We start from the raw sequence: 21,378 nt of genomic DNA, 5'->3' as shown, positions 1-21,378 counted from the left end.
GTTGTCCTAGAGCGCAGTCTGGCGGTAGCGCTCAATCTGCTTAAGACGCCGCTGGAGGCTGTCGCGCCGCGGGTGCGGGACGACGTCGGGCGCTTCAGCGGTGAGATCGATGTGTTCGGTTCCGTACTGCCACAGCAGGAGGTCATCCAAGAGGCGGTCGGGGCCGGGGGAGTAGCGGTGGTCCAAGGCCTTGCGGACCTCGGTGATCCGGTTGGCGCTGAGAAGCCCGGCGAGTTCCACGGTCTTGGTGAGTCCGTGGTTCGCGAGCAGTTCGGCAGCCCATCCCCAGTCGTCATCAACTTTACGGTCAACGTGCGGCAGGAGCGTACGCCAGACGTCGCGAACCCGGTTGGGTGTCAGCGGCATGCCGCCCTCGCCCTCGAGATCCCAGTAACCGCGGACTTCCTCGTAGCGCTCGTGAAGGTCGGCAAAGGCGCTCTCCACGGTTTCCAACATGGCTGCGGTGGCCGTGAATTGGCGGTCGAAATGCGGCGTCCAGGCGCGCGGGTCTTCGGCCTTGAAGCGGATGTCGTGCTCGATCTCGCTCCAGGCGTGCGCAAATACGGTACGGATCTGGCACTCGAAGAAGTAGCTGCCGTTGGCGGGCATGTCCGGGTTGAAGACGTGCTGGTACTCCTTCACTGCTTCGTTCTGGATGGTCCGCAGGATGAGGTGCCGGCTGGAGTATCCGTAGGTACCGGACTCGATGGAGCCGATGTCCTTCTCGCGGTCGCCACGGCAATCGAAGAGCTGGCGCTGACGTTTGATGATGTTGGCCACCGCAGCGTTTTCCGCTGGCAGCTTGGTGATGACACGGATGCCCACCATGTCATTCAACGTGCGGAACGGGTCCGGGAACTTGAGCACACGCGGCCCGCCGGGCTCCAAGGGATCATCCGTGCGGGAGATCTTTTCGCGGAATGACTCAACTGTTTTGGTCCGTCCCGTGACAAACAATGGAGTGACCTCGGCGTCGTTCAGCATGTCCCGCAAAGTGAGCAGCACATCCCGCGTAACCCGCTTCAATGCGGGGCGAACACGCTCGTAGAGAGCCACGTTCGCATCCACTGCGTCGCGCTGATCCTGGTCCAGGCTGTCCCAATTGCTTGCCATGCCCCCAGCTTACGGGGCAGGTCCGACACTCAACCGAGCCACTCGCCGTCGGGGTGCCTCTAGCCAAACTTCCGAAACGTCACGATAGGCTCAGTACAAAGGAGGGCGCAATGTTGCGGCACAAGTACAGCTACGGCGAACACCCCAGCCAGTGGGGCGAACTCTTTATACCTGAACCGAGCAACGGAAACCATCGCGGCGCATCAGCTGTGGCCGGTGGAATCGCCGTTGTGATCCATGGCGGCTACTGGCGTTCACAGTACGGCGCTGAGCTCGGTGAACCTCTCGCGCGCGATCTCGCAGCGCACGGCGTTACCGCCTGGAACCTCGAGTACCGGCGGGCCGGAAACGGTGGTGGTTGGCCCCATACTTTCGAGGACATTCTGGCCGGCATCGACCATCTGTCCGAAATCGCCGGCGAGCACGACCTCCAGCTCGGCAAAGTGGTAGCACTCGGCCACTCAGCCGGCGGCCACTTGGCTGTTTGGGCTGCAGGCCGGCAACGGCTCTCGGATATCGGAACTCCCGACGCCGATCGTCAGCTCCAGCGCAGCCCCGAGGATAACGCTGTGCACCTGACGGGCGTCGTCAGTCAGTCCGGCCTTCTGAACCTCGCCGCCGCCGAAAAACTGAACCTCAGCAACGGCGCCGTCTGCAACCTCATGGGCGGGGATTCCCATAGATTCCCCAAACGGCATAAATACGCCGACCCCATGAGTTCACTGCCCATCGATGTTCCCGTCTATGCCGTGCATGCCACAGACGACGAGGACGTTCCTGTGAGCCAGTCCGAAGCGTACGTCGCGGCGGCAACGGCGGCAGGAAGTGCGGCCCAGCTGCTGCGCGTCCCCGGCGACCACTTCGACCTGATCGACCCCAAGGCTGTGGCTTACAAGAAGTGCCGCGAACTGGTGCAACGAATGCTCTCGTAATTGTTGGTCCGTGGCGGCTTTACTCTGGCAGAGTGGTCCCATGCTGACAGTCATTGGTGAGGCCCTCGTCGACGTCGTTCAACGCTCCTCCGGGATTGAGGCGCACGTAGGCGGAAGCCCGCTCAACGTTGCCGTGGGTTTGGCCCGGCTGGATCACCCTGTGCAGTTCATCGGTCGCTACGGCCGGGACGCTTACGGTGATTCCGTTGCTGCGCACTTGCGTTCGAGCTCGGTGATGGTTCCGCTTCCGCCGGACGAGAAGCCAACCAGCGTGGCCACCGCGCAGATCGACGACGACGGCGCCGCCACCTACGTGTTCGACCTCGCCTGGGAACTGCCCGGCCTCGCCGCACGGTTGCCGCTGATGCTGCAGGGCGCCACTTTGCTGCACACCGGCTCCATTGCTACCGCCTTGGAGCCGGGCGCCACGGACGTTCTCGCCGCCGTCGAGCACGCCCACCCGAGCAGCACCATCAGCTTCGATCCCAACTGCCGTCCCAGCATCATCACGGACGTTGAGTACGCGCGAACGCAAGCCGAGCGCTTTGTGGTGCTGTCCGACGTGGTGAAGGCCTCTGACGAGGACCTTGAATGGCTGTATCCGGGCGTTGATCCGACGGAATCCGCGCGTCGTTGGCTGTCTTTGGGCGGTGCAGAGGGTCCGGCCCTGGTGGTGGTGACGCGAGGTTCACGCGGGCCGTGGGGCATCACGAGGGCAGGCGAAACCCAAGTTCCCGCGCCGTCCGTGAACGTTGTGGACACAGTGGGCGCGGGCGACTCGTTCATGGCGGGGCTCCTGTCCGCGATTGTGGATCACGGGCTGGATGGCGCGCAGAACCGTGGCGCTTTGAGGGCAATGCCTGCAGAAACCCTGGCAGCCATCATGGATCACGCAACACGTGCGGCTGCCGTCACTGTGTCGCGGGCGGGAGCGAATCCTCCTACGCGTGCGGAGCTCAACCACGGAGCGCATAAGTAAAGCTGCTTAGCCGGCCCCGTGCCCTGCAGCCACTTCCTCGCCCGCTTTCACCGGGCCTGGCGGAGTGCCGTCGCCGAAGGGGCTTCCGCCGAGGGATTCCCGCCCGTGAGCGGTGAGCCAGCCGGATAGGTCCGGGCCCACAGGGACAATCTTGGTGGGGTTAATATCCTCGTGCACCATGTAGTAGTGCTGCTTGATCTGCACGAAATCGATGGTGTCCCCGAATCCCGGTGTCTGGAACAGGTCCCTGGCATAGGCCCACAATGCGGGCATCTCGCTGAGTTTGTTGCGGTTGCACTTGAAGTGGCCGTGATAGACGGCATCGAAACGTGCCAAGGTGGTGAAGAGCCGGACATCAGCCTCGGTGATCGAATCACCCACGAGGTACCGCTGGCTTGTTAGGCGCTCCTCCAGCCAGTCCAACGCATTCCATAGCCGGGTGTAGGCCGCCTCGTACGCTTCCTGGGATCCGGCGAAGCCGCACCTATAAACGCCATTGTTGACCTCGGTGAAGACCCGCCTGTTGACCTGGTCGATTTCCTCGCGAAGGTGCTCCGGGTATAGCTGTGGCGCTCCTGGGCGGTGGAATTCTGTCCATTCCGTAGAGAAGTCCAGCGTGATTTGGGGGAAGTTGTTGGTCACCACTGCGCCGCTGGGGATGTCCACCATGGCCGGAACGGTGATCCCGCGAGGGTAGTCCGGGAAGCGGCGGAAGAATGCGTCCTGCAGGCGCTCGATGCCAAGTACCGGGTCCTTGCCATTGGGATCCAGATCGAAGGTCCAGGATCTGGCGTCGTGGGTGGGGCCAGGCTGCCCGAGGCTGATGATGTCCTCCAAGCCAAGAAGCCTGCGGACGATTACGGCACGGTTGGCCCAAGGGCAAGCCCGTGCTGCTATCAATCGGTAACGCCCTGGCTCCACAGGCCAGCCAGGCTCGCCGTTCGGTCCGGCGGCACCGTCGCGGGTGATTCTGTCCTCGATGTAGTTGGTGTCCCGGGTGAACTCGCCGCCAGTGACGTACGCTCCGCGGGTGCTGTGTTCTTCGACTTCGCTGGTCTTCTCACTCATGACTTCAGCCTATGCTCTGGGTTCGTTAATGTGCTGGCTGTGGACTTTCGCAAGAGCCTTCATGCGATCCCTAGCCATGATAAAATATGCTTAGAAGCTGTTAGACATCTTTTAAGAAGGTTTAAATGGCAAAACGTACCGTGCCATTGCGTCCGCACATCCAAGACGCGCTGATCGTGTGGGGCCAACTCATCCGACAAGGCCGAATCGATCGAAAATGGACAGCAAAGGAGCTTGCCGCGCGCGCGAATATTTCGGAGCAAACGGTGCTCGCAGCTGAGGCCGGCAGTCGCGGCGCGGCGGTCGGTACGATGATGGACCTCTCAGATCTCGTCGGAGTTCCCATTTTTGGTATTGAGGACCGCGCCGAACTCGCGATTCGTCGTCATCGAGGCGAGGAGATGCTCGCTCTCCTCCCAAGTCGCGTGCGCCGACCAAAGAGCGGCAGTACCGATGACAACTTCTAACGAGCTCTACGTCTGGACGTGGCTGCCGGGTGGAACGGAGCCTGTGGTAGCCGGAAGAGTGGAGCAGGTCGGCTCGCTCGTCACTTTCATCTATGGACTGAACTATAGGTCCCGGCCGGACGCTATCAGCCTGTTCGCCCCGGAGCTCCCCCTGCGACCCGGCGTCCAGGAGCCTGCAGACGGACTGAGCATCCCTGGAGTCCTTCGGGACGGGAGTCCCGACAGGTGGGGTCGCGGTGTCATCGAACGACGGCGGAACGTTGCTCCCAACTCCCTGAGCGAAATCGATTACATGCTGACTTCCAGCTCGAACCGCTTCGGGGCCTTGGACTTCCAAATTGATCGTGAGAACTACGTGCCTCGGGATGAATCCGCGACCCTCGAAGAGTTACATCGGGCGGCCATCCTCCTTGATGAAGGCGGGGAACTTTCGCCGAGTCTGGAGGCGGCCATGATGCATGGCACCAGCCTTGGAGGCGCACGCCCTAAGGCGACGCTCACTGATGAAGACGGGAGCGAGTGGCTCGCAAAGTTCTCGTCGTCTGATGACCGCGTCTTCTCCGTGGTGAACGCCGAGGGCGCGATGCTCGAACTTGCTCGCCGGGCCGGCATGAAGGTGCCCGAAAGCAAGGTCATCTCTTCCCTCGGCAAGGAAGTCCTCCTTGTCAGGCGATTCGACCGTGATGGGGCAGGCGGACGGCGTCACGCAGTGTCTGGACTGACCATGGCCCAGACCGACGAGATGTATGCACGCTATGTGTCCTACCCTCAGATCCTTGATGTGCTCCGTGAGTACGCAGTAGACGCAACACAGCCGGGACCGGAGCTGTTCAGGCGTATTGCCCTGAACATCGCCATCAGCAACAACGACGACCATGCCCGGAATCACGCCGCGTTCTGGGACGGGAAGCATTTGGAACTAACGCCGGTTTACGACCTGGCTCCAGGGCAAAGATCCGGCGACACATTTGAGCAGGCAATGCGATACGGGCGGGGTGACCGCGGGGCGAAGGTTTCCAACTTCGCTGCCTTGGTGGGCGAGTCCGAGACATACGGGCTAAACGAGGCAGAAGGGCGGGATATCATCGACAACCTTGTATCGAGCATCCGCGAAACCTGGGACGCAGCTGCGGAGGTGGCGCGTCTGAGCGAGGCAGACAAACACCAGCTATTCGGGAAGCAGGTGCTACCAAGAGCGGCGTTCTTCGACTATGAACCAGTGCAGCTGTAGCGGGCGCAACCACATGTTTGCCCCACGTAGACTGGCATGATGCGGCTCGTAGCAAGCGATATTGACGGCACCATCCTCGGTCACGACGGCAAAATCAGTGACCGGACCATCAAGGCATTCCAGGCGTGCCGCGACGCAGGAGTGGAACTCGTCTTCGTCACGGGTCGCCCGCCGCGCTGGTTGTACCCGCTCCAGGAGCAGCTGGGTCACAGCGGAATCGTGATCTGTTCCAACGGCGCCGTGGTGTGGGATCTCGAAACCGAGAAGGCCCTGTCTTCGTGCGTTCTGGATGCCGAATCCGTCTTTGAAGCCCGCCGCATCATCAAGTCCATCAGGCCCGATGCCCTGTTCGCTGTGGAGACTCTCACGGGTTTCCAGCTTGAGCCGGGCTTCATCGAGAACGAAACCAGCGAGCTGCTCGCCGAGTTCACCCCCGCGCCGCTGGCCGAGACGCTCACGGCGGACGACGCCGTCGTGAAGTTCCTGGCCATTACGCGCAAAGGTACGCCGGACGAGTTCCTCGCCGAAGTGCAACCGGCCGTCGCGCACCTGGTCAGCACCACACATTCAGCGCCGCGGACAGCGATGCTGGAGATGTCCGTTCCGGGCATCAACAAGGCTGTCACGCTCGCCAAATATGCCGAGTCCTTGGGGATCGAAGCCGCTGACGTTGTGGCGTTCGGGGACATGCCCAACGACATCGAGATGCTCCGCTGGGCCGGCCATGGCTACGCGATGGCCAGCGGACACCCGGAGGCTATCCTCGCCGCCGGGCAGCAGGCGCCGCATTTCGACGACGACGGCGTGGCCCAGATTCTCGAGGCAAAGCTGACTGAGCAGCGGGTCTAGTCGCGCCTGACGCGAGGTATCCAGCAGCGCACTGAATCGCGGTATCGCTGGAACTCGGCACCGAACCGCTTCTCCAGGTCTGCCTCTTCGTGCGGCCGGACAGCGTAATTCCACAGGAGCGAGCCAAGAACCGCATAGGCGAACACCAGCCACGAACCCAGCATCAGGCCCACAGCTGCCCCTTGGGAAATTCCTGCCACGGCCATGGGATTCCTCACCCACCTATACGGTCCTGCGATGACCAGGCGGTTGGGCATCGCAGAGGGCAAGGGGGTTCCGCCTCCGGCTGAGGACATGGTCACCGCGGAAGCAATACCGAGGGTGCTGGCCAATACCAGCAGCACGAGGCCGGCGGGCGCTGCCGCAGAGGGGAACGGCACAGAAACGTGCCACCGATGCTCGAACCACGTAATGACGGACGGAAGAACCACCAGGAAGAATCCCCAGAAGAGGATCAGTTGGCCCATGGTTGCTCCCACGTTGCCTGACGTGCCGCCACGGTTGGACGCCGGACGGAACGCGAAGGGCCCCCGCACCATCAACTCCGTGGGGACGCGGCCCTGCACCACAAAGAACAGCGCAACCACTGAACAAGCGGTGGCGGCCAACATGATCAGGACGCCCCATCCCGCTTCGGTAGTGATTGTTGCGTAGGCGGCCAAAGCGACCGCAACCAGACCTGTCCATCCGGCGGCCACGGCTGCCGCCGCCCTGACGCCGAGAGCCGCGACACCCGAGCCAATGACGAACAAGGGAATGTCGACGGCGGCTACGGCAACGGGGTCCAGGCCGCCCAGAGTGGCAGTGCGTATGGCCGGTGACAGGAAAACTCCCACCCACCACACCAGCCCGGCCATGGCTTGGACAGCGAAGTAGGCCCGGCCCCACCCTTGCGCCCGCGCAGCGGCAGGACCCTCCCGTTTCATGGGTGCCGCACGCCCTCACCGGCGAGCAAAGCGCGGTAGCCCTCCTTATACGTGGGGAAGGTGAGTTCAAACCCCGTCGCCCGGAGGCGCCTATTGGAACAGCGTTTGTCGCCGGGGCCGGCGTCGGACGCGCTGTCAGGTGCCGTGGTCGGGGGTTCCGGGCACCCCATCTCAGAGGCGAGGAACCGCATGACCTCGCCCATTTCGGCAGCGTGATCGTCTACGCCCACGTAGACCGAGTCCGGGGCGGCTTCCATGGTGGTGAGGTGGACGATCATGGCCGCGGCGTCGTCCCGATGCACGCGATTGGTGTGCCGGGGTTGGGCAGGAATGACAGCTTGGCCTGTCCGGACTTGGTCGATCAGGCGCGTGCGACCGGGGCCGTAAATGCCGCCGAGTCGCAGGGAGATGGGCTGGGTGTTGGTCCCACGCGTCCGGGCGAACAACAGCTGCTCTGCTTCCACCAGGACCTTGCCGCTGAACCGGGTGGGTTCCGTGGGCGTGGACTCGTCCACAACGGCCCCACCGGAATCCTTATACACAGCCGTGGAGGAGACGAACAGGATTCGTCGCGGCTCGATGGACTGCCGTTCCAGAGCATCCAGGACGTTCTTCACGCCGTTCAAGTACGCCGCGCGGTAGGCCTCTTCGGTGGATGCATCGGCGGCGATGGCCACCACAACGATGTCCACATCTGACGGCAGTTCCGGCACTGCAATGGAGAGGTCCGCGTACGCACCGCGGATCTCGCTTGGCAGCTTTTCCGGGGATCGGCGAAGGCCCACAACTTCATGGCCCGCCGCCGCGAAACGAAGTCCAACTTCCGTTCCAAGGTCGCCGCAGCCGGCAATCAACACAGTCATGCCCCTAGTTTGTCAGTCCCGCAGTGTCACCTGGTTCCCAGCTTCCATACAACCGGCGTTCAACTTACGGCCGTAGGCTTCCAGCCAAGACCCGTTCGCACGGTTTATCTGTCTCATTGAACTTGTAGGGGGAACCATGGCTAAGCGTCGGATCAACAACGTCAATACCGCACCATTGCGGCGCATCGAACCGGATCATCACTGGCGTTCGCTTCGCCAAGGCGACCGCGTCAATGTCACGCTGACGCCGGGTTTCGAGTCGGCTGGCGTGGTGGATGCCGTAACCGGCGATGCCACCGCGGTTTGGGTGGAGCTCGACGGCGGTCGCGGCCGGACATTGGTGCACGTCAGCGACGGCGTGACGATCGTTCCGCAATCGACGACGGCGGCGGTCCCGCAGGAGAGCTAACCGCGCCTCTGCGATGGGCTACGCTACGGGAGTGACGCTGCCCTATTTCCTTCGCAAGGACGGTTCGGTGGGGCCTTTGGCCTTCGCCCACCGAGGTTTCTCCTTGGACGGCCTGGAGAATTCCATGGCTGCATTCCAAGCTGCAGTGGAGCTCGGAACTGTCCATCTTGAAACGGACGTCCACACGACGTCCGACGGTGTACTGCTGGTTTTCCACGATGCCTCCCTGGACCGGGTGACGGATTCCGTGGGCAAGGTTTCCGAGCTGACCGCTGCCCAAGTTGCAACTGCCCGAATCGGTGGAGTGGAGCCCGTCCCCACCTTCGATGACCTGGTTTCTGCCCTTCCCCAGGCCCGGCTGAACCTGGATGTTAAAGATTGGAACTCCGTGGGCTCGATGGCAGCGGCAATTGAGAAACATGCCGTCCATGACCGTGTCTTGGTCACCAGCTTCTCGGACAGGCGCCGCCGCGCAGTCCTTTCAAAGCTCTCCCGTCGTGTGGCTTCCTCTGCGGGCAGTTCCCTGACTGCGCTCTTCGTTCTTCTGGGCCCCGTGCTTCCGGTTCCTTTGGCACGCAAGCTGCTCTCCGGCGTCGACGTCTTCCAAGTTCCTGTCCGCTACGGGCGGTTTCCCGTGGTGACGCCTGGGTTTATCCGGCGCGCCCATCGCCTGAACAGGCACGTTCATGTGTGGACTGTCAACGATCCGGTGGAGATGGAGCGGCTGCTGGACCTCGGCGTCGATGGGATCGTGTCGGACCGGCTCGACCTTCTCAAGGAAGTCCTGGTGCGCAGGGGCCACTGGGTTTAACCCGCGCCGAGGTGGCACTTGATGACAGTCCCAGGCGGGAACATTGGCATTAAATGCCATCTCGGCGGGTTTCGATCGCGGCAGGCCGAACTTGGCTCGCGCGGATTCGCTCCAGATCGAACTTATTGCTGCGGTCGAAGTTGAAGATGCCGTTCTTCTCCTGGAATACGTCCGTTAGCTGGGTGTAGCAGTAGCCGAACATGTCCGGGTTATCCAGCAGCACGGAGCAGAGTCCGTGGAAGCGGGTGTAGAACTCTTCCTCGCTGCTGACACGCTGGCCGTAGCCCCACGAAGAGGCGACGTCGCTTCCGGCCACAGCCTGACGGGCCTCAACTTCATTCCACCAGATCCCGCCGAACTCCGAGACAAAGTAGGGCTGGCCCGCATACGGCACGGAGTATTCCTCGCCGTCGGCCTTGCGGTTGATGTAGGGCTTTCCCTCCGCCAATCCCTGCTGCTCGATGCGGAAGCGGTCCGGGTCCTGCTCATAGGAGTGGGAATCGTAAATGTCCGTGTCGCGGATCCGGTGAGCGTAGCCGGAAGCGTCGATGACCGGGCGTGTGGGGTCAGCGAGCTTGGTAGCGAGAAACATGGCCTCGGTGACGTCGTCCAGCACCGTCAGGCGGTCGTGGAGAACTTGGTGCGTCTCGTTGAGGGGGCACCAGCCAATGATGGAGGGGTGGTTGAAATCGCGTTTCAGCACTTCCAACCATTGCGCCACGAAACTGGCTGTGGGCTTTTGGTTGTGCCCCACAGTTCCTCCGCCGGAGACACCCCAGTCGCCGAACTCACCCCACACCAGGTAACCGAGGCGGTCTGCGTGATAGAGGAAACGTTCCTCGAAGACCTTCTCGTGCAGGCGGGCGCCGTTGAAACCTGCGGCCATGGACAATTCGATGTCCTTGATCAAGGCAGCGTCATCCGGCGAGGTCATCAGTGACTCGGGCCAGTAGCCCTGATCCAGGACGAGTCGCTGGAAGACAGCTTGGCCGTTGATGCGAACCACCTTGCCGTCCAAGGCAACTGACCGCACTGCCGCGTAGCTGCTGACCTGGTCAACAACATTTCCGGAGTCATTGTGGATGCTGACATCGAGGTCATAGAGGAAGGGATCTTCGATGGACCAGGGACGCAGGGATTCGGCGGGGATGGTGAGGCGGAGTGATGGCGTGAGGTCCAAGTCAGCTTTGGCTGTGGCCTCAACACGCATGTCGCCCTTGTCTCTGAGGACGGCGGTGACCGTATGCCCGCTCCGGTTCTGGCTGACGGGCACCTCCAGTGTGATGCTTGAGTCCGCAAGGTTGGGAGTCATGCGGAGGCGTTTGATATGAACCGCCGGGACCGCTTCGATCCACACCGTCTGCCAAATTCCGGTGGTCCGGGTGTATTGGCAGTGGGTGTTGTTGTACCAGGTGGCCTGTTTGCCACGGGCTTGCATTTCGTGCCGTGAATCCCTGGCCCGGACCACAATCACGGCTTCCGTTCCGGGCTCGGCGACTCCTCCGAGGTCTGCAGTGAAGGGCGTAAAGCCTCCGCGGTGACGGGCTACTTCAACTCCATTCACCCATACGGTGGCGTCGTGGTCCACGGCGCCAAAGTGCAGCAGAACGTTCTGGCCCGCCCATTCCTGAGGGATCGTCACCGTACGCCGGTACCAGACGGCTTCCATGAAATCGACGTGCTCGACCCCCGAAAGTGCAGATTCCGGTGCGAACGGAACCAGGATCTCGCTGTTGAGTTTGCGCGTGGTGAGTCCGCGCTCCAAACCGGAGTCACCGGCGTCGATCTCGAATTCCCAGGTGCCGTTGAGGTTCAGCCACTTGTCGCGGAGCAATTGGGGGCGGGGATGCTCGGGCTTGGGCATGGCGGGGGTCACATTTTGGCTCACAATCAAAAACCTAACGTGCCATGGGGTTGAGTACCACCAGTCGCCGCGGAAGTATGAATGACGTGACCCGATACCGTTTAGCCATCCTTGATGATTACCAGCATGTCTCCGGCGATTACGCCCCGTGGGATTCACTGCTCGACGACGGCGTGAAGGTCAGCGTCTTCAGCGCACCTTTCCTTTCGGAAGAGCAAGCCGTGGCCGCCTTGGCGCCGTTCGACATTATTGTGGCGATGCGCGAGCGAACCCGTTTTCCACAGGATGTCCTTGAGTCGCTGCCGAACCTGAAACTGCTGGTGACCACTGGCATGGCGAACGCCGCGATCGATCTTGAAGCGGCGGCAGAACGCGGCATCGTGGTCTGCGGAACGGGTGGCTCACCGGCAGCGGCGCCCGAACTGACGTGGGCTTTGCTGCTGGCTTTTGCCCGCAACCTGACGGTGGAGGAGAACTCTCTGCGCGCCGGCGACTGGCAGACCGGCGTCGGGTTTGAACTCGAAGGCAAGACCCTCGGAATCGTTGGCCTGGGCAAGATCGGCAAGCGGATGGCGGGCTACGCCAAGGCATTCGGGATGGACGTCCTCGCTTGGAGCCAGAACCTCACTGCGGAAAGTGCTGAGGCTGCCGGTGCCCGCAAGGTCAGCAAAGAGGAGTTGTTCCGGGAGTCCGACGTCGTGACGCTCCACCTGCGGTTATCCGAGAGGACAGAGGGCATCGTTGGCTCGGAAGAACTGCGGCTTCTCGGGCCCGATGGCGTGTTGATCAACACTGCTCGCGGCCCCTTGGTGGACGAGGCAGCATTGATCCGGGCCCTGGAGGAGGGGTGGATCCGCGGCGCCGCCCTGGATGTCTTCGACGAGGAACCCCTTTCCGCTGGACATGCGCTGCTGCATTCCCCACGGACCGTTCTCTCGCCGCATATCGGCTACGTGACGCACGAAAGCTACAGGCAGTTCTATGGCGGGGCGTTCGAGGATGTGAAGGCCTGGCTTGATGGGGCTCCCGTGAGGGTAATCAGCGGCTAGATTACAGACGGGCAAGCGCTTTCCGGGCAAAGCTGGCAAGATGGACCCATGCGTATCCTTATCGCCCCGGACAAGTTCAAGGGATCCCTGACCGCCGCCGAAGCAGCGTCAGCCATGGCCGAAGGCGCCCTGCGCGTTTATCCGGATGCCGTGACCACCCAGTTCCCGGTTGCCGATGGTGGCGAAGGTACCTTGGACGCCGCCATCGCTGCGGGTTACGAGGAGCGGAACAACGCCGTTGTTGGCCCTATCCTCAAGCCTGTTGGAGCCTCATGGGCGATCCGCAAGGACTCCTTCGGCGGGGCAAGCGCCGTTATCGAGACCGCGATGGCCTCGGGCCTGGCGCATATGGAGCCGACGCCAGAGAATTCGCTGCGCGCCCACAGCTACGGTTGCGGCCAGCTTGTAGCGGCGGCCCTCGACGCCGGTGCCACTGAAATCGTGCTCGGCTTGGGCGGCTCTGCAATGTCCGACGGCGGCAGCGGCGCCTTGCGTGCGTTGGGGCTCAAACCCCTTGATGCGGCCGGCAATGTGGTGCCCCTCGGCGGAGGTTCCCTGGCCGACGTCGTTGCTTTGGATGTCTCCGAGCTGGATCCGCGACTTTCGGCCGTGAAGTTCCGCATCGCCGTCGACGTCCAAAACCCGCTGTACGGGCCGGAAGGCGCGGCGCATGTTTTTGGTCCCCAGAAGGGCGCCGATGAGGACGCCGTTGAAAAGCTCGACGCCGGTCTCCGCAACTGGGCGTCGCTCCTTCGGGAAGCCACGGGCCGCGATGTGAACGTTCCGGGAGCTGGCGCGGCAGGCGGGTTCCCGGCGTCGTTCCTAGCCTTTACTGACGCCGCGCTGGAGGGCGGCTTCGCGCTGGTCGCTGGGCTCACGGGCCTCGCGAAGCACCTCGACGAGGCCGACCTGGTCATTACCGGTGAGGGTTCCATGGACGAGCAGTCGCTCACGGGCAAGGCGCCCATTGCCTTGGCTGATGCCGCTAGTTTGCACGGCATTCCCGTGATCGCCGTGGCCGGACGCATCACGGTGACACCGGAGGACCTGGCGAAGCACGGAATCGTTGCCGCGGCCCAGCTGTTGGATGTCGCGCAGCGCAAGGATGGCGTCCCGGACGTCGCCGATGCCGTTGCCAACGCCGCCAAATATTTGGCGTGGGCTACGAGCCAGGTGCTTGAAGGGGCGTAATTACTGGCGGTAGCCCTCCACTTCACTGACGGGTCGCGGTTCGGCCTCATCGGGGTTCTCGCCTGCGTCCTTCTTCGCCCGACGTTGGCGCAAGAGGTCCCAGCACTGGTCGAGCTGGGCTTCAAGTTGTGCCAAACGGGCGGTGTTGTCGCCGCTGCTGTCGTCATCTGATCCTGCAGCGTCACGGAGGCGGTGCTCCTCCTCTACCAACGACTGGATCCGCTCCAGAAGGTCCTGTTCGTCCATGTTCTTTCTCCCTGCGTTTGTGGGTGGTTACCTCGAACGTAGTCTTGCTGATGGGGTGCGTCTACAGGCAGCCAACGGCATACTTGGGTCATGAAATTCACTACGACCATCGTCGGTGATGGCAACAAGGCGGGCATCGAAGTTCCGGACGAGATCGTTGTGGGCCTCGGCGCGGGCAAACGGCCCCCGGTGGTGGTGACCATCAACGGCCAGAGCTACCGCAGCAGCATTGCCGTGATGGGCGGGAAATATATGGTGGGTGTCAGCACGGCGAACCGTGAACTGACCGGCACGGCGGCAGGGGACACCGTGGACGTTGGCCTTGAAGTGGACACCGAGCCGCGGGTTATCGAGGTTCCCGAGGATATGGCCGCCGCGCTGGATGCGGAGCCTGACGCGAAGGCGTTCTACGGCACGTTGAATTACAGCAGCCAGCGGCGCTACGTCGAGCCGATCGGCGATGCCAAGACCGAGGAGACACGTGCCCGGCGGATCGCGAAGGTAGTTGCGGATTTGAAGGCCGGCAAGAAATAGCACGTTAGGCTGGGCCATTCGCCCTGGTGATGGCGACCGCTTCCTCGATGCCACTGGTCCATGGTTCCCCGTGTCCCGTCGGAATTAAAAGTGACCCGAATCACGTCATGTTCATCGGGTTGGCTTCACTACCAAGTAGTGACAGGCTGTAGAGCGCATTTCGGATGCAGAACAGCAGCCGCAGTCGATGAGGCGAGGAGACCCCTCTTGTCGGCTGGTCACCGTGCGCGAGCAAGGCCCCCATCGTCGGCTGGCCGGCCGCGCACTTGTCCGCTTGCCCAGGCGGACAGTGTGGCCGGCCAGGACTTAGACCACCCGGGCCGGCCGCACCCGGCGTGCTTTAGCGCGGCCCCTTGAAAGTAGGGGTGTCAGATGCGTTCCAGAGGTTCAAGCTGATACGCGTCGTGCAGGAGGTTTGCGAACTCCGGTGTCGGCGCCAGCTGCTGGCTACCGATGCTTTTTACTCCTATCCCGGGGCTCCAGGAGTTAAGGACAGCGGCAGACAAAGATCCATCGACAGAGGCAGCGGCAATCGAGCGAGTCTCCTGCACAACACCTTGGGCACCAAGCTGTCTCTGAAGAATTTGCATGGTGACGCCGTGGAGAATATCCGCCTTGGGCCAAATCACTCTTGAGCCGTCCCATAACGCGAGATTCCAGATAGTTGCTTCGCTGAGCCGCCCGCTGCGATCCATGAACGCTGCGTCGTCGAACCCGCGCTCTTTAGCGCGGCGAAGTAAGAGCGTTTTCGACACTTCTCCAACATGTTTTACCCGTGCCAGATGGCGTTCATGTTGCGCAAGATCGAGTGCCAAAGGCGTTGCCGGAGGCGTCACGGGATCAGCAATCTTCACCAGGACATCAAGCTCAGGTTGCGCCGTGAACATGAATTCGCCCGGCCTCGAGCTGATATAGACCATGAGCGAAGCATCTGCGGAGGCGGTAGTGAGGGCCGCACTCATGTGCCCCAGAATGTGGGAGTCGGGGAGGTGATGTCCGAAGAGCAGCTCACTTCCCTCCCTGAGACGGTTCAAATGGAAATCCAAACCACGCACACGCCCGCCGCGTACTTGCATCGCTGTGAAATGGGCATAGCCTGCGAATGCCAAGGGGGCGAGGTCCTCAGCTGTGGGGGTACTACCGTTGAGATACGTCGTCGAAATTGTCATGTATCGAACGTAAGAGGTGACACCAGTGTCAAAGGCAAGCGAACCAATGCTCCGGGTAGGTGACTTGTCTGTCCGAACTGGTGTGGCACCCCGCTTGCTGCGCTACTACGAGGGCCGCGGGCTTCTGTTCGCTGATCGATCTTCAACCGGTCAGCGACTGTTCTTGCCTTCCGCTGTGCAGCGCGTCCAGCACATTCGTTCACTGCTGGATGCCGGGCTTCCCACAAGTGTCATCCGTGAACTGATCGACTGTATTTACCAGCCGGGGAGGTTGGAGCCATGCGCTGTTCCCACGTTGAGGGCCCACGTGGAGGACTATGACAACCGAATCGCACACCTTGTCAGTACTCGCGCTGCCCTTCAGGGTCTGATCGACTCATCCAAGGAGTAGGCCGCGGCGTCAGTCCGCCTGCGCAGCTGTGCCGGCCACCCGGCGTCGTGCGTTTTCGTGTGAGTCGACCATCTGCGCGCCCCTCACCAACCCCGAAAGTCCTCGCGATTCAGTGAGCGGCACTGCCACGAACGCTGCCAGCAGCACCAAGCCGCTGAGTGGGCATTGCAGCAGGCTTGGGTCCCGCAAGGGCAACAGCGTGTACGCCACGATCGCTTCCGTGGTTTCAGGCATTGAGCGTTCAGTTCCTCCGATTGCGTGGTGATGTTGCTCGCGGCGGGATGGGATCTGGGGCTACTCGGCTTCCCGGCACCATCTCGCGTCATGAATCATCCGCGACCACCACATAACGAATGGAAGAGCAATGTCGCGTGGGGGACGGTTTGTGGTGCAAATGGTCTGCCGGAACAACTACTGCCTGGAGGGGTGGATCTGGAAGCAAATGGGTGAGTTCCCTGATGGGCCTTGCCCGGATTGCCCGGCCCCGGAACAACCCGTGAACGAGGAACAACCCGTGAAACGTGCCAATCCAGCCAAGCTGGTGAGTTGGCTGCGACGTGTTCTACGCAGATAAGCGGGCCCTTTGGGCGAGTGCCGCCGTCGTCTACGCCTTCCGGGCTATCAGCGCGACACCCGCCGCCGACGCGAGGAAGACGGCGCCAAGGATGGCCCAACCCAGCGTGCCTTTTTCGACGACGGTGGCGGTCACCACGAGCGGTGCGAGCGTGGCCCCCATCTTCGTAAGGTCCGTACCAAGTTCGTCGTCGCAGCTGTCCAACTGGAACTTGAAGGCGTCCTGAACTACGCCATCCACGGAGTGGAACAAGCCAGCGGTCTGTGTCTCCCGTTTGGCGCCTGCGTTACGCGGCGCGACTGGTGGTGTGGGGTCCGCGAGACGGGAGGGCCGTCACATTGGTGAGTTCCGCTGCGAGGCGCACCGGCACCTCATGGAGTGCGGCGTACCCCTGCAATTGATCCAGCGCATCCTCATCAATGGTCGCTTGGGAAAGGTCCATCTCAACTCCGAGACCGCCGCCCAGGCTCTTGGTGCGTTGGACCACCGGGTAAAGCCCCTGGAGGCTCAAGGTGGTTACTCGACCCGTCGCTGAGATCTGGATCTGTTCGCCGTCAACGTCGACGCGAACAACTACGGAGAGCTTGTCGCTGGCCAATGTGCTGCCTTTCATCCTTGCTGCCACGCTGCAGCGTCCCCCAGCGTATGTGTCATGTGTGACCTGCGCAACATTGCGACGGCGTAAGGGCGGCTGTCCCGGAAGTGACTCACTCGCCCCGAAGGTGCACCGGTCTGGCGTTCGCTGGGGGTTCTCCCACCTCGTGGATGGTATGGCTGCCGCAAGCCGTCTTGGTTACGCTGGCTCGCTCGATGCGCGACACGGTGAACCATCGCATTGCGTTGCGCAGTTGGCACCACCCAACCAGGTACCACTGGCCGTTCAGGGAGGCGAACAGCACTGGCTCAACGTCGCGGGTGGTCGTGGTCTCGTCTCTCGACGTGTAGCGAATGCGGATCACTCGCTGCTCGGCCATCGCCTCCTCCAGTGCCGACTTGATGGCGCGCGAAGAAGAGGGGAGAGCGTTGACCCAGACGCGGTGGGCCAGCTCGTCGGCTCGTGCTCGGGTTTTGGGATCGAGGACGTCCAGAATCTTCTGGATACCTGCTGCTGCGAGATCGGCGTAGGGGGCATCGGGTGCAGCAGACATGGTTGCCATGAGGGCCACGGCCTGCGCCGGGGACAGGCTGACGGGCGGCAGGGACGCGCCTGGAGACAATCCGTAGCCCCCGCCCGGACCTGGGCGGGACCATATAGGCGCACCGCTGTTCTCTAAGGCATCGAGGTCTCTCTTGACAGTACGCACGGATACCTCGAACTCTCTCGCCAACCGTTCTGCGGAAACCCCCCGCGCGCCGCTGCGGCGCAACATCTCGGATAGAGCATGGAGCCGTTCGACTCGCTTCACAGTTCAGGCCCCGACAAATTCATGACATAAATAGTGACATACCCTTGTCCGTGGTGACTGCGAGGGTGGTGACATGACAACTACTACAAGCAGCCCGATCATCATTCTCATCGCAGGCCACTGGCTGGGCGCATGGGCGTGGGATGAAGTTCTTGAACACCTGACAACCGACCACTCTCGTGCAATCGCGATGACACTCCCCGGTCTCGACGGGGACGATCCCGAGCGTGCGGCCAAGACTCTCGACGATCAAGCCACAGCGGTCCTGGACGTCATCAATCAACTCGGGGTCTGCGAGGATCAGCCCGCAACTCTCGTCGCTCACAGTGGGGCGAACGCCCCCGTCAGCCTCGTCCTTGACCGACACCCTGAGCTTGTCCAGCGAGTGGTGTGGGTAGACTCCGGCCCTGTGGCGACGGGAAGCGCCTTCGCTCCAGACATCCCGGAGGAATTGGAGGAGCTTCCGCTGCCGTCCCTCGACGTCCTCGCACAGCAGGCGAGCCTCGAAGGCCTCAGCGCAGAGGTCCTCGAGCGTTTTCGGGCCCGGGCCATCCCTGAGCCCGCCGCCGTGCTTCGTCAGCCCGTCGAGCTCACGAACGACGCCCGCCGCAAGGTCCGGACCACTCTGGTGTGCTGCTCGATCCCGAGCGCGCAGGTGCTGGAGTTGGCCAGCGCAGGCCATGCCATGTTTGCCGAAGTCGCGAACATCGAGCACCTCGACGTCATTGACCTCCCGACGGGGCATTGGCCTATGTGGAGCCGTCCCTACGACCTCGCCAAGGTCATTCAGTCAGCGGCTTATCTAACCAACTAACCAGACACGAATGCGGAGGGATGGGTGTTGGCGTTGCCTTGTGCGGGGTGGTCCTGGGTGACAGATCCGGATTGGTGTGGGGAGTGTTCACCCAGGCCGTCCCACGTCTAAGATGCGGGACCTAAGAACCGCATCTTAGAGATTGCTAGACTTCCTTGCTAAATTATTGACGGATACGTTCTTGGCCTGCGGGTAGGGAAGATTCGCCTGGAGAGCCTGGCGGACGTGTCCTGGGCTTCAGCAAGAGGGCCTTTCGAATGGGCGTGCCTGTAAAGGGTGGTGTTGGTTTGGACGCTGTGGCTGTGGAGGATTGGTCGGGCGATGTTGAGCAGCTGGCTGACTTGCTCGTTGGCTCAGAAGATATTCGGACGTTCCTGGATGGGATGGCCGGTCTTGGAGCGGCAGTGATGTCCAGGTCGACCGGCACACGAATTGAGTGCGCTGTGACGTTGGGGCGGCGGAAACGCACCGCCACGATTGCCGGCAGCAGCGATCGGGCGATGCTGCTGGACCGGATCGAGCAGACCCTGGAGCAGGGCCCTTGCATCGATGCCCTGGAAAGTGGACGCCCGGTCCTTCTTGATGATGCCCTGTCATCACCCCAGTGGGGTGATTATTGCAGAGCATTGAGCGCGGCGGGGATGCGCAGCACGCTGGGTGTGCCGATGAAACTCGAACGAGACTCCGCTGCCGTGCTGAATTTCTTCGCCCCCATGCCAGAGACGTTCACCCGCAACGCCGTCGCTGATGCGTTGACCTATGCAGGGATCGCAGGCAAGGCGTTGCAAGTGGCGATCAGGATTACCGCGTTGAATGAGGCGGCCGAAGACCTCGACGCCGCCATGGAAAGCAGGGCGCTTATCAATACGGCGTGCGGGGTGATCATTTCCCAGAACAGGTGCACCCAAGATGAAGCGTTCAGAATCCTGCGGAAGGCTTCGAACGACCGGAATCAAAAACTGCGCGACCTCGCCCAGTCACTCGTGGACGGAGTCGGGACGCAAAAGCAACCCGCCCAACAGGAAGCGGACAGGGTTCGCTGAGGGGACTTAGTGGTGCGGTCCGCTCCGCAGGTCTTCCATGGCCCACGCAATGAGTGCGAGTTCGAAAGGATGCGGCCTCAACGCTTCGTGGACGTAGGCGTCCAGCTCCATGGGGTCGGCGGTGCCGCCTTGTCCCCAGTATCTGATCCATAACCGTTCAAGGGTGATGGTGTTCTGATTCAGTAGATTTCGTGCGCTTTGCCGTGGGTCATGCATTTTATATCCCAGTGCTATTGACGGGCCTCCTGCGCGCCGACTGAATGATCAGCCTGCTTACTAATTAAGTTACACGGAAGGTGCTTTCCTGAACAACCGGGCGAGGGGGGTGGACGGGGCGGAACCTGGCCGGTCCGCGAACTGCCAAGCAGGACTGTCAGTGTTGGTCGTGCGGTGCAATTCCTTGCAAGACCTGATCAACCAACGCCTCGATGGTGCCTCGGTCAAGGGGGCCGTGTCCGAACAGCAGCCGCAGGTACACGGGTCCGTATAGGCCGTCGAGCACTACTTCGAGGTCTAAGTCTGCTCGTATTTCACCGCGTTTTATGGCGCGGTTGAGGAATTCGCGTCCCGCTTCGCGTCGCGGCTCAAGCCAGCCTGCACGGAAAGCCGAAGCCAGCTGTGTGTCGTGTTGGGCCTCGCCCAGGAGCGAGATTGTCATCCGCCCCAGGCTTGTTTCTCCGAGCATGTGCGCTAGGGCGGAGAGCTGGGCTGAAAGATCCTTTCGCAGGGATCCGGTCTCAGGAAAAGCGAGGTCCGCCTCTACCTCTGACAGGAGTGCCTCCAGCAGGATCGCTCCCTTGCCCGGCCACCACCTGTAGATAGTTGCCTTGCTGGCCCCCGCCCGTTCTGCGATCGCGTCAATGGTCATGCGAGGGTATCCGGATTCTTCGAACAGTCCGACAGCGGCCCTCAATACCGCTTCCTGCGTGCGAGGTGAGCGTCGGGATGGTCGCATCGGCTTTGCGGTGAGGTGCTGGTCGTTCATGAATTAATCCTAGCCGAAACGAAACGATTCGTGTAGGTTTAAGCGAAACGATCCGTTTCGATCCTAAATGATTCGCTACAGAATGCGAGGACAGATATGTCTCAGATAGCCCTGTTCATCACCCACCAGACCAAACCTGGGCAGCGAGAGGCTGTTCAGGCCCTTTGGCAACGGCATATGGCCCCGGCCGTCCAAGCCAACGACGGCCACGAGGCATACTTTTACTGTCTCGACCCTAACGACCCGGATGTTGTATGCGCGTTCCAGTCGTACCGCGACGCCTCCGCTGCCGCGGCCTTCCTGAGAACAGCGGCCTACCGTGAATATGAGAAAGAGGTCGCTCCTCTGCTCCTCGGCGCACCTGGCGTCAAGCAGCTTGTGCCCATTTGGACCAAGGTCAGTCCTGTCAGTTAGTCGACCTGGGCTGCGGTCCCTAATTCGGATGTCTGCCAGACATCGCTGGT

26 protein-coding genes and 1 pseudogene are annotated in these 21,378 nt (G+C 62.0%); 14 read left to right on the top strand and 13 right to left on the bottom strand.

The window, feature by feature from the left end:
* Nucleotides 1–6 precede the first annotated feature (6 nt).
* Nucleotides 7–1,113, bottom strand: coding sequence for a GTP pyrophosphokinase (locus AC0J5Z_RS01725; RefSeq protein WP_475037060.1), 1,107 nt, complete (start codon nt 1,111–1,113; stop codon nt 7–9).
* 110 nt (nt 1,114–1,223) lie between these two features.
* Between AC0J5Z_RS01725 and AC0J5Z_RS01720 the strand changes: the two genes are divergently transcribed.
* Entirely contained in the window at nt 1,224–2,045 is an 822-nt protein-coding gene (locus tag AC0J5Z_RS01720; protein ID WP_475037059.1) for an alpha/beta hydrolase, read from the top strand.
* A 40-nt stretch (nt 2,046–2,085) separates the two neighbouring features.
* The gene (locus AC0J5Z_RS01715) at nt 2,086–3,024 is read left to right on the top strand and encodes a carbohydrate kinase family protein (RefSeq protein WP_475037058.1); all 939 of its coding nucleotides are present in this window, start codon (nt 2,086–2,088) and stop codon (nt 3,022–3,024) included.
* Between the two features lie 6 nt (nt 3,025–3,030).
* On the opposite strand, the gene AC0J5Z_RS01710 is transcribed toward AC0J5Z_RS01715, so the two are convergent.
* Nucleotides 3,031–4,092 (bottom strand): glutathione S-transferase family protein, encoded by a 1,062-nt coding sequence (locus AC0J5Z_RS01710; RefSeq protein ID WP_475037057.1) that lies wholly within the window; start codon nt 4,090–4,092, stop codon nt 3,031–3,033.
* 125 nt (nt 4,093–4,217) lie between these two features.
* Here AC0J5Z_RS01710 and AC0J5Z_RS01705 point away from each other — a divergent pair, with 125 nt between their 5' ends.
* The 3 genes from AC0J5Z_RS01705 to AC0J5Z_RS01695 are packed head-to-tail and all read left to right on the top strand — an operon-like array spanning nt 4,218 to nt 6,639.
* Nucleotides 4,218–4,559, top strand: a complete 342-nt coding sequence (locus AC0J5Z_RS01705) for a helix-turn-helix transcriptional regulator (protein WP_178994725.1) — start codon at nt 4,218–4,220, stop codon at nt 4,557–4,559.
* On the top strand, nt 4,546–5,790 hold the full coding sequence (locus AC0J5Z_RS01700; protein ID WP_475037056.1) for a type II toxin-antitoxin system HipA family toxin: 1,245 nt from the start codon (nt 4,546–4,548) through the stop codon (nt 5,788–5,790). Before AC0J5Z_RS01705 ends, AC0J5Z_RS01700 begins: the two co-directional genes overlap by 14 nt.
* 39 nt (nt 5,791–5,829) lie before the next feature.
* Nucleotides 5,830–6,639 (top strand): HAD family hydrolase, encoded by an 810-nt coding sequence (locus AC0J5Z_RS01695; protein WP_091464375.1) that lies wholly within the window; start codon nt 5,830–5,832, stop codon nt 6,637–6,639.
* Here the strand turns inward: AC0J5Z_RS01695 and AC0J5Z_RS01690 are convergent.
* Nucleotides 6,636–7,565 (bottom strand): methyltransferase family protein, encoded by a 930-nt coding sequence (locus AC0J5Z_RS01690; protein WP_475037055.1) that lies wholly within the window; start codon nt 7,563–7,565, stop codon nt 6,636–6,638. The genes AC0J5Z_RS01695 and AC0J5Z_RS01690 overlap by 4 nt on opposite strands.
* Nucleotides 7,562–8,428, bottom strand: coding sequence for an SDR family oxidoreductase (locus AC0J5Z_RS01685; RefSeq protein WP_475037054.1), 867 nt, complete (start codon nt 8,426–8,428; stop codon nt 7,562–7,564). Before AC0J5Z_RS01685 ends, AC0J5Z_RS01690 begins: the two co-directional genes overlap by 4 nt.
* Before the next feature lie 136 nt (nt 8,429–8,564).
* On the opposite strand from AC0J5Z_RS01685, the gene AC0J5Z_RS01680 reads away from it, so the two are divergent.
* Together AC0J5Z_RS01680 and AC0J5Z_RS01675 are read left to right on the top strand one after the other, a co-directional pair.
* The gene (locus AC0J5Z_RS01680; RefSeq protein ID WP_420179571.1) at nt 8,565–8,837 is read left to right on the top strand and encodes a hypothetical protein; all 273 of its coding nucleotides are present in this window, start codon (nt 8,565–8,567) and stop codon (nt 8,835–8,837) included.
* Nucleotides 8,838–8,850: 13 nt separating this feature from the next.
* The gene (locus AC0J5Z_RS01675; protein WP_475037053.1) at nt 8,851–9,648 is read left to right on the top strand and encodes a glycerophosphodiester phosphodiesterase family protein; all 798 of its coding nucleotides are present in this window, start codon (nt 8,851–8,853) and stop codon (nt 9,646–9,648) included.
* 49 nt (nt 9,649–9,697) lie between these two features.
* On the opposite strand, the gene AC0J5Z_RS01670 is transcribed toward AC0J5Z_RS01675, so the two are convergent.
* Nucleotides 9,698–11,524 carry a glycoside hydrolase family 2 protein gene (locus tag AC0J5Z_RS01670; RefSeq protein ID WP_475039493.1) on the bottom strand — a complete coding sequence of 609 codons (1,827 nt, stop codon included), beginning with the start codon at nt 11,522–11,524 and terminating at the stop codon, nt 9,698–9,700.
* 65 nt (nt 11,525–11,589) lie between these two features.
* Between AC0J5Z_RS01670 and AC0J5Z_RS01665 the strand changes: the two genes are divergently transcribed.
* Together AC0J5Z_RS01665 and AC0J5Z_RS01660 are read left to right on the top strand one after the other, a co-directional pair.
* Nucleotides 11,590–12,561, top strand: coding sequence for a D-2-hydroxyacid dehydrogenase family protein (locus tag AC0J5Z_RS01665; protein ID WP_475037052.1), 972 nt, complete (start codon nt 11,590–11,592; stop codon nt 12,559–12,561).
* A 48-nt stretch (nt 12,562–12,609) separates the two neighbouring features.
* Nucleotides 12,610–13,752 carry a glycerate kinase gene (locus AC0J5Z_RS01660; RefSeq protein ID WP_475037050.1) on the top strand — a complete coding sequence of 381 codons (1,143 nt, stop codon included), beginning with the start codon at nt 12,610–12,612 and terminating at the stop codon, nt 13,750–13,752.
* On the opposite strand, the gene AC0J5Z_RS01655 is transcribed toward AC0J5Z_RS01660, so the two are convergent.
* A complete protein-coding gene (locus tag AC0J5Z_RS01655; protein ID WP_475037049.1) occupies nt 13,753–13,998 on the bottom strand; it encodes a DUF2630 family protein in 246 nt (81 codons plus the stop codon).
* 90 nt (nt 13,999–14,088) lie between these two features.
* Here AC0J5Z_RS01655 and AC0J5Z_RS01650 point away from each other — a divergent pair, with 90 nt between their 5' ends.
* Nucleotides 14,089–14,532, top strand: a complete 444-nt coding sequence (locus tag AC0J5Z_RS01650) for a YdeI/OmpD-associated family protein (RefSeq protein ID WP_475037048.1) — start codon at nt 14,089–14,091, stop codon at nt 14,530–14,532.
* A gap of 368 nt (nt 14,533–14,900) precedes the next feature.
* On the opposite strand, the gene AC0J5Z_RS01645 is transcribed toward AC0J5Z_RS01650, so the two are convergent.
* Nucleotides 14,901–15,701 carry an aminotransferase class IV gene (locus tag AC0J5Z_RS01645; protein WP_475037047.1) on the bottom strand — a complete coding sequence of 267 codons (801 nt, stop codon included), beginning with the start codon at nt 15,699–15,701 and terminating at the stop codon, nt 14,901–14,903.
* A gap of 25 nt (nt 15,702–15,726) precedes the next feature.
* Between AC0J5Z_RS01645 and AC0J5Z_RS01640 the strand changes: the two genes are divergently transcribed.
* A complete protein-coding gene (locus AC0J5Z_RS01640) occupies nt 15,727–16,092 on the top strand; it encodes a MerR family transcriptional regulator (protein ID WP_475037045.1) in 366 nt (121 codons plus the stop codon).
* Between the two features lie 9 nt (nt 16,093–16,101).
* On the opposite strand, the gene AC0J5Z_RS01635 is transcribed toward AC0J5Z_RS01640, so the two are convergent.
* From AC0J5Z_RS01635 to AC0J5Z_RS01620, 4 genes and pseudogenes are all read right to left on the bottom strand, one after another.
* Entirely contained in the window at nt 16,102–16,326 is a 225-nt protein-coding gene (locus tag AC0J5Z_RS01635) for a hypothetical protein (RefSeq protein ID WP_475037044.1), read from the bottom strand.
* A 484-nt stretch (nt 16,327–16,810) separates the two neighbouring features.
* A pseudogene (locus tag AC0J5Z_RS01630) lies at nt 16,811–16,918 on the bottom strand (dihydrofolate reductase family protein); the annotation flags it as partial.
* 34 nt (nt 16,919–16,952) lie between these two features.
* The gene (locus AC0J5Z_RS01625) at nt 16,953–17,279 is read right to left on the bottom strand and encodes a hypothetical protein (RefSeq protein ID WP_475037042.1); all 327 of its coding nucleotides are present in this window, start codon (nt 17,277–17,279) and stop codon (nt 16,953–16,955) included.
* Nucleotides 17,280–17,373: 94 nt separating this feature from the next.
* A complete protein-coding gene (locus AC0J5Z_RS01620) occupies nt 17,374–18,072 on the bottom strand; it encodes a helix-turn-helix transcriptional regulator (protein ID WP_475037041.1) in 699 nt (232 codons plus the stop codon).
* Nucleotides 18,073–18,145: 73 nt separating this feature from the next.
* On the opposite strand from AC0J5Z_RS01620, the gene AC0J5Z_RS01615 reads away from it, so the two are divergent.
* Together AC0J5Z_RS01615 and AC0J5Z_RS01610 are read left to right on the top strand one after the other, a co-directional pair.
* On the top strand, nt 18,146–18,886 hold the full coding sequence (locus AC0J5Z_RS01615; RefSeq protein WP_475037040.1) for an alpha/beta fold hydrolase: 741 nt from the start codon (nt 18,146–18,148) through the stop codon (nt 18,884–18,886).
* Nucleotides 18,887–19,143: 257 nt separating this feature from the next.
* Nucleotides 19,144–19,929, top strand: coding sequence for a GAF and ANTAR domain-containing protein (locus tag AC0J5Z_RS01610; RefSeq protein ID WP_475037038.1), 786 nt, complete (start codon nt 19,144–19,146; stop codon nt 19,927–19,929).
* Nucleotides 19,930–19,935: 6 nt separating this feature from the next.
* Here AC0J5Z_RS01610 and AC0J5Z_RS01605 read toward each other — a convergent pair whose 3' ends face one another.
* Both AC0J5Z_RS01605 and AC0J5Z_RS01600 read right to left on the bottom strand, forming a co-directional pair.
* Nucleotides 19,936–20,145 (bottom strand): hypothetical protein, encoded by a 210-nt coding sequence (locus tag AC0J5Z_RS01605; RefSeq protein ID WP_475037036.1) that lies wholly within the window; start codon nt 20,143–20,145, stop codon nt 19,936–19,938.
* Between the two features lie 157 nt (nt 20,146–20,302).
* A complete protein-coding gene (locus AC0J5Z_RS01600) occupies nt 20,303–20,914 on the bottom strand; it encodes a TetR/AcrR family transcriptional regulator (protein WP_475037035.1) in 612 nt (203 codons plus the stop codon).
* 96 nt (nt 20,915–21,010) lie between these two features.
* Here AC0J5Z_RS01600 and AC0J5Z_RS01595 point away from each other — a divergent pair, with 96 nt between their 5' ends.
* Entirely contained in the window at nt 21,011–21,328 is a 318-nt protein-coding gene (locus AC0J5Z_RS01595; protein ID WP_475037034.1) for a putative quinol monooxygenase, read from the top strand.
* Nucleotides 21,329–21,378: the final 50 nt, after the last annotated feature.

This window comes from Paenarthrobacter sp. TRD_SC_7, assembly GCF_056156245.1.
This window is presented reverse-complemented; position numbering and strand designations above follow the sequence as displayed.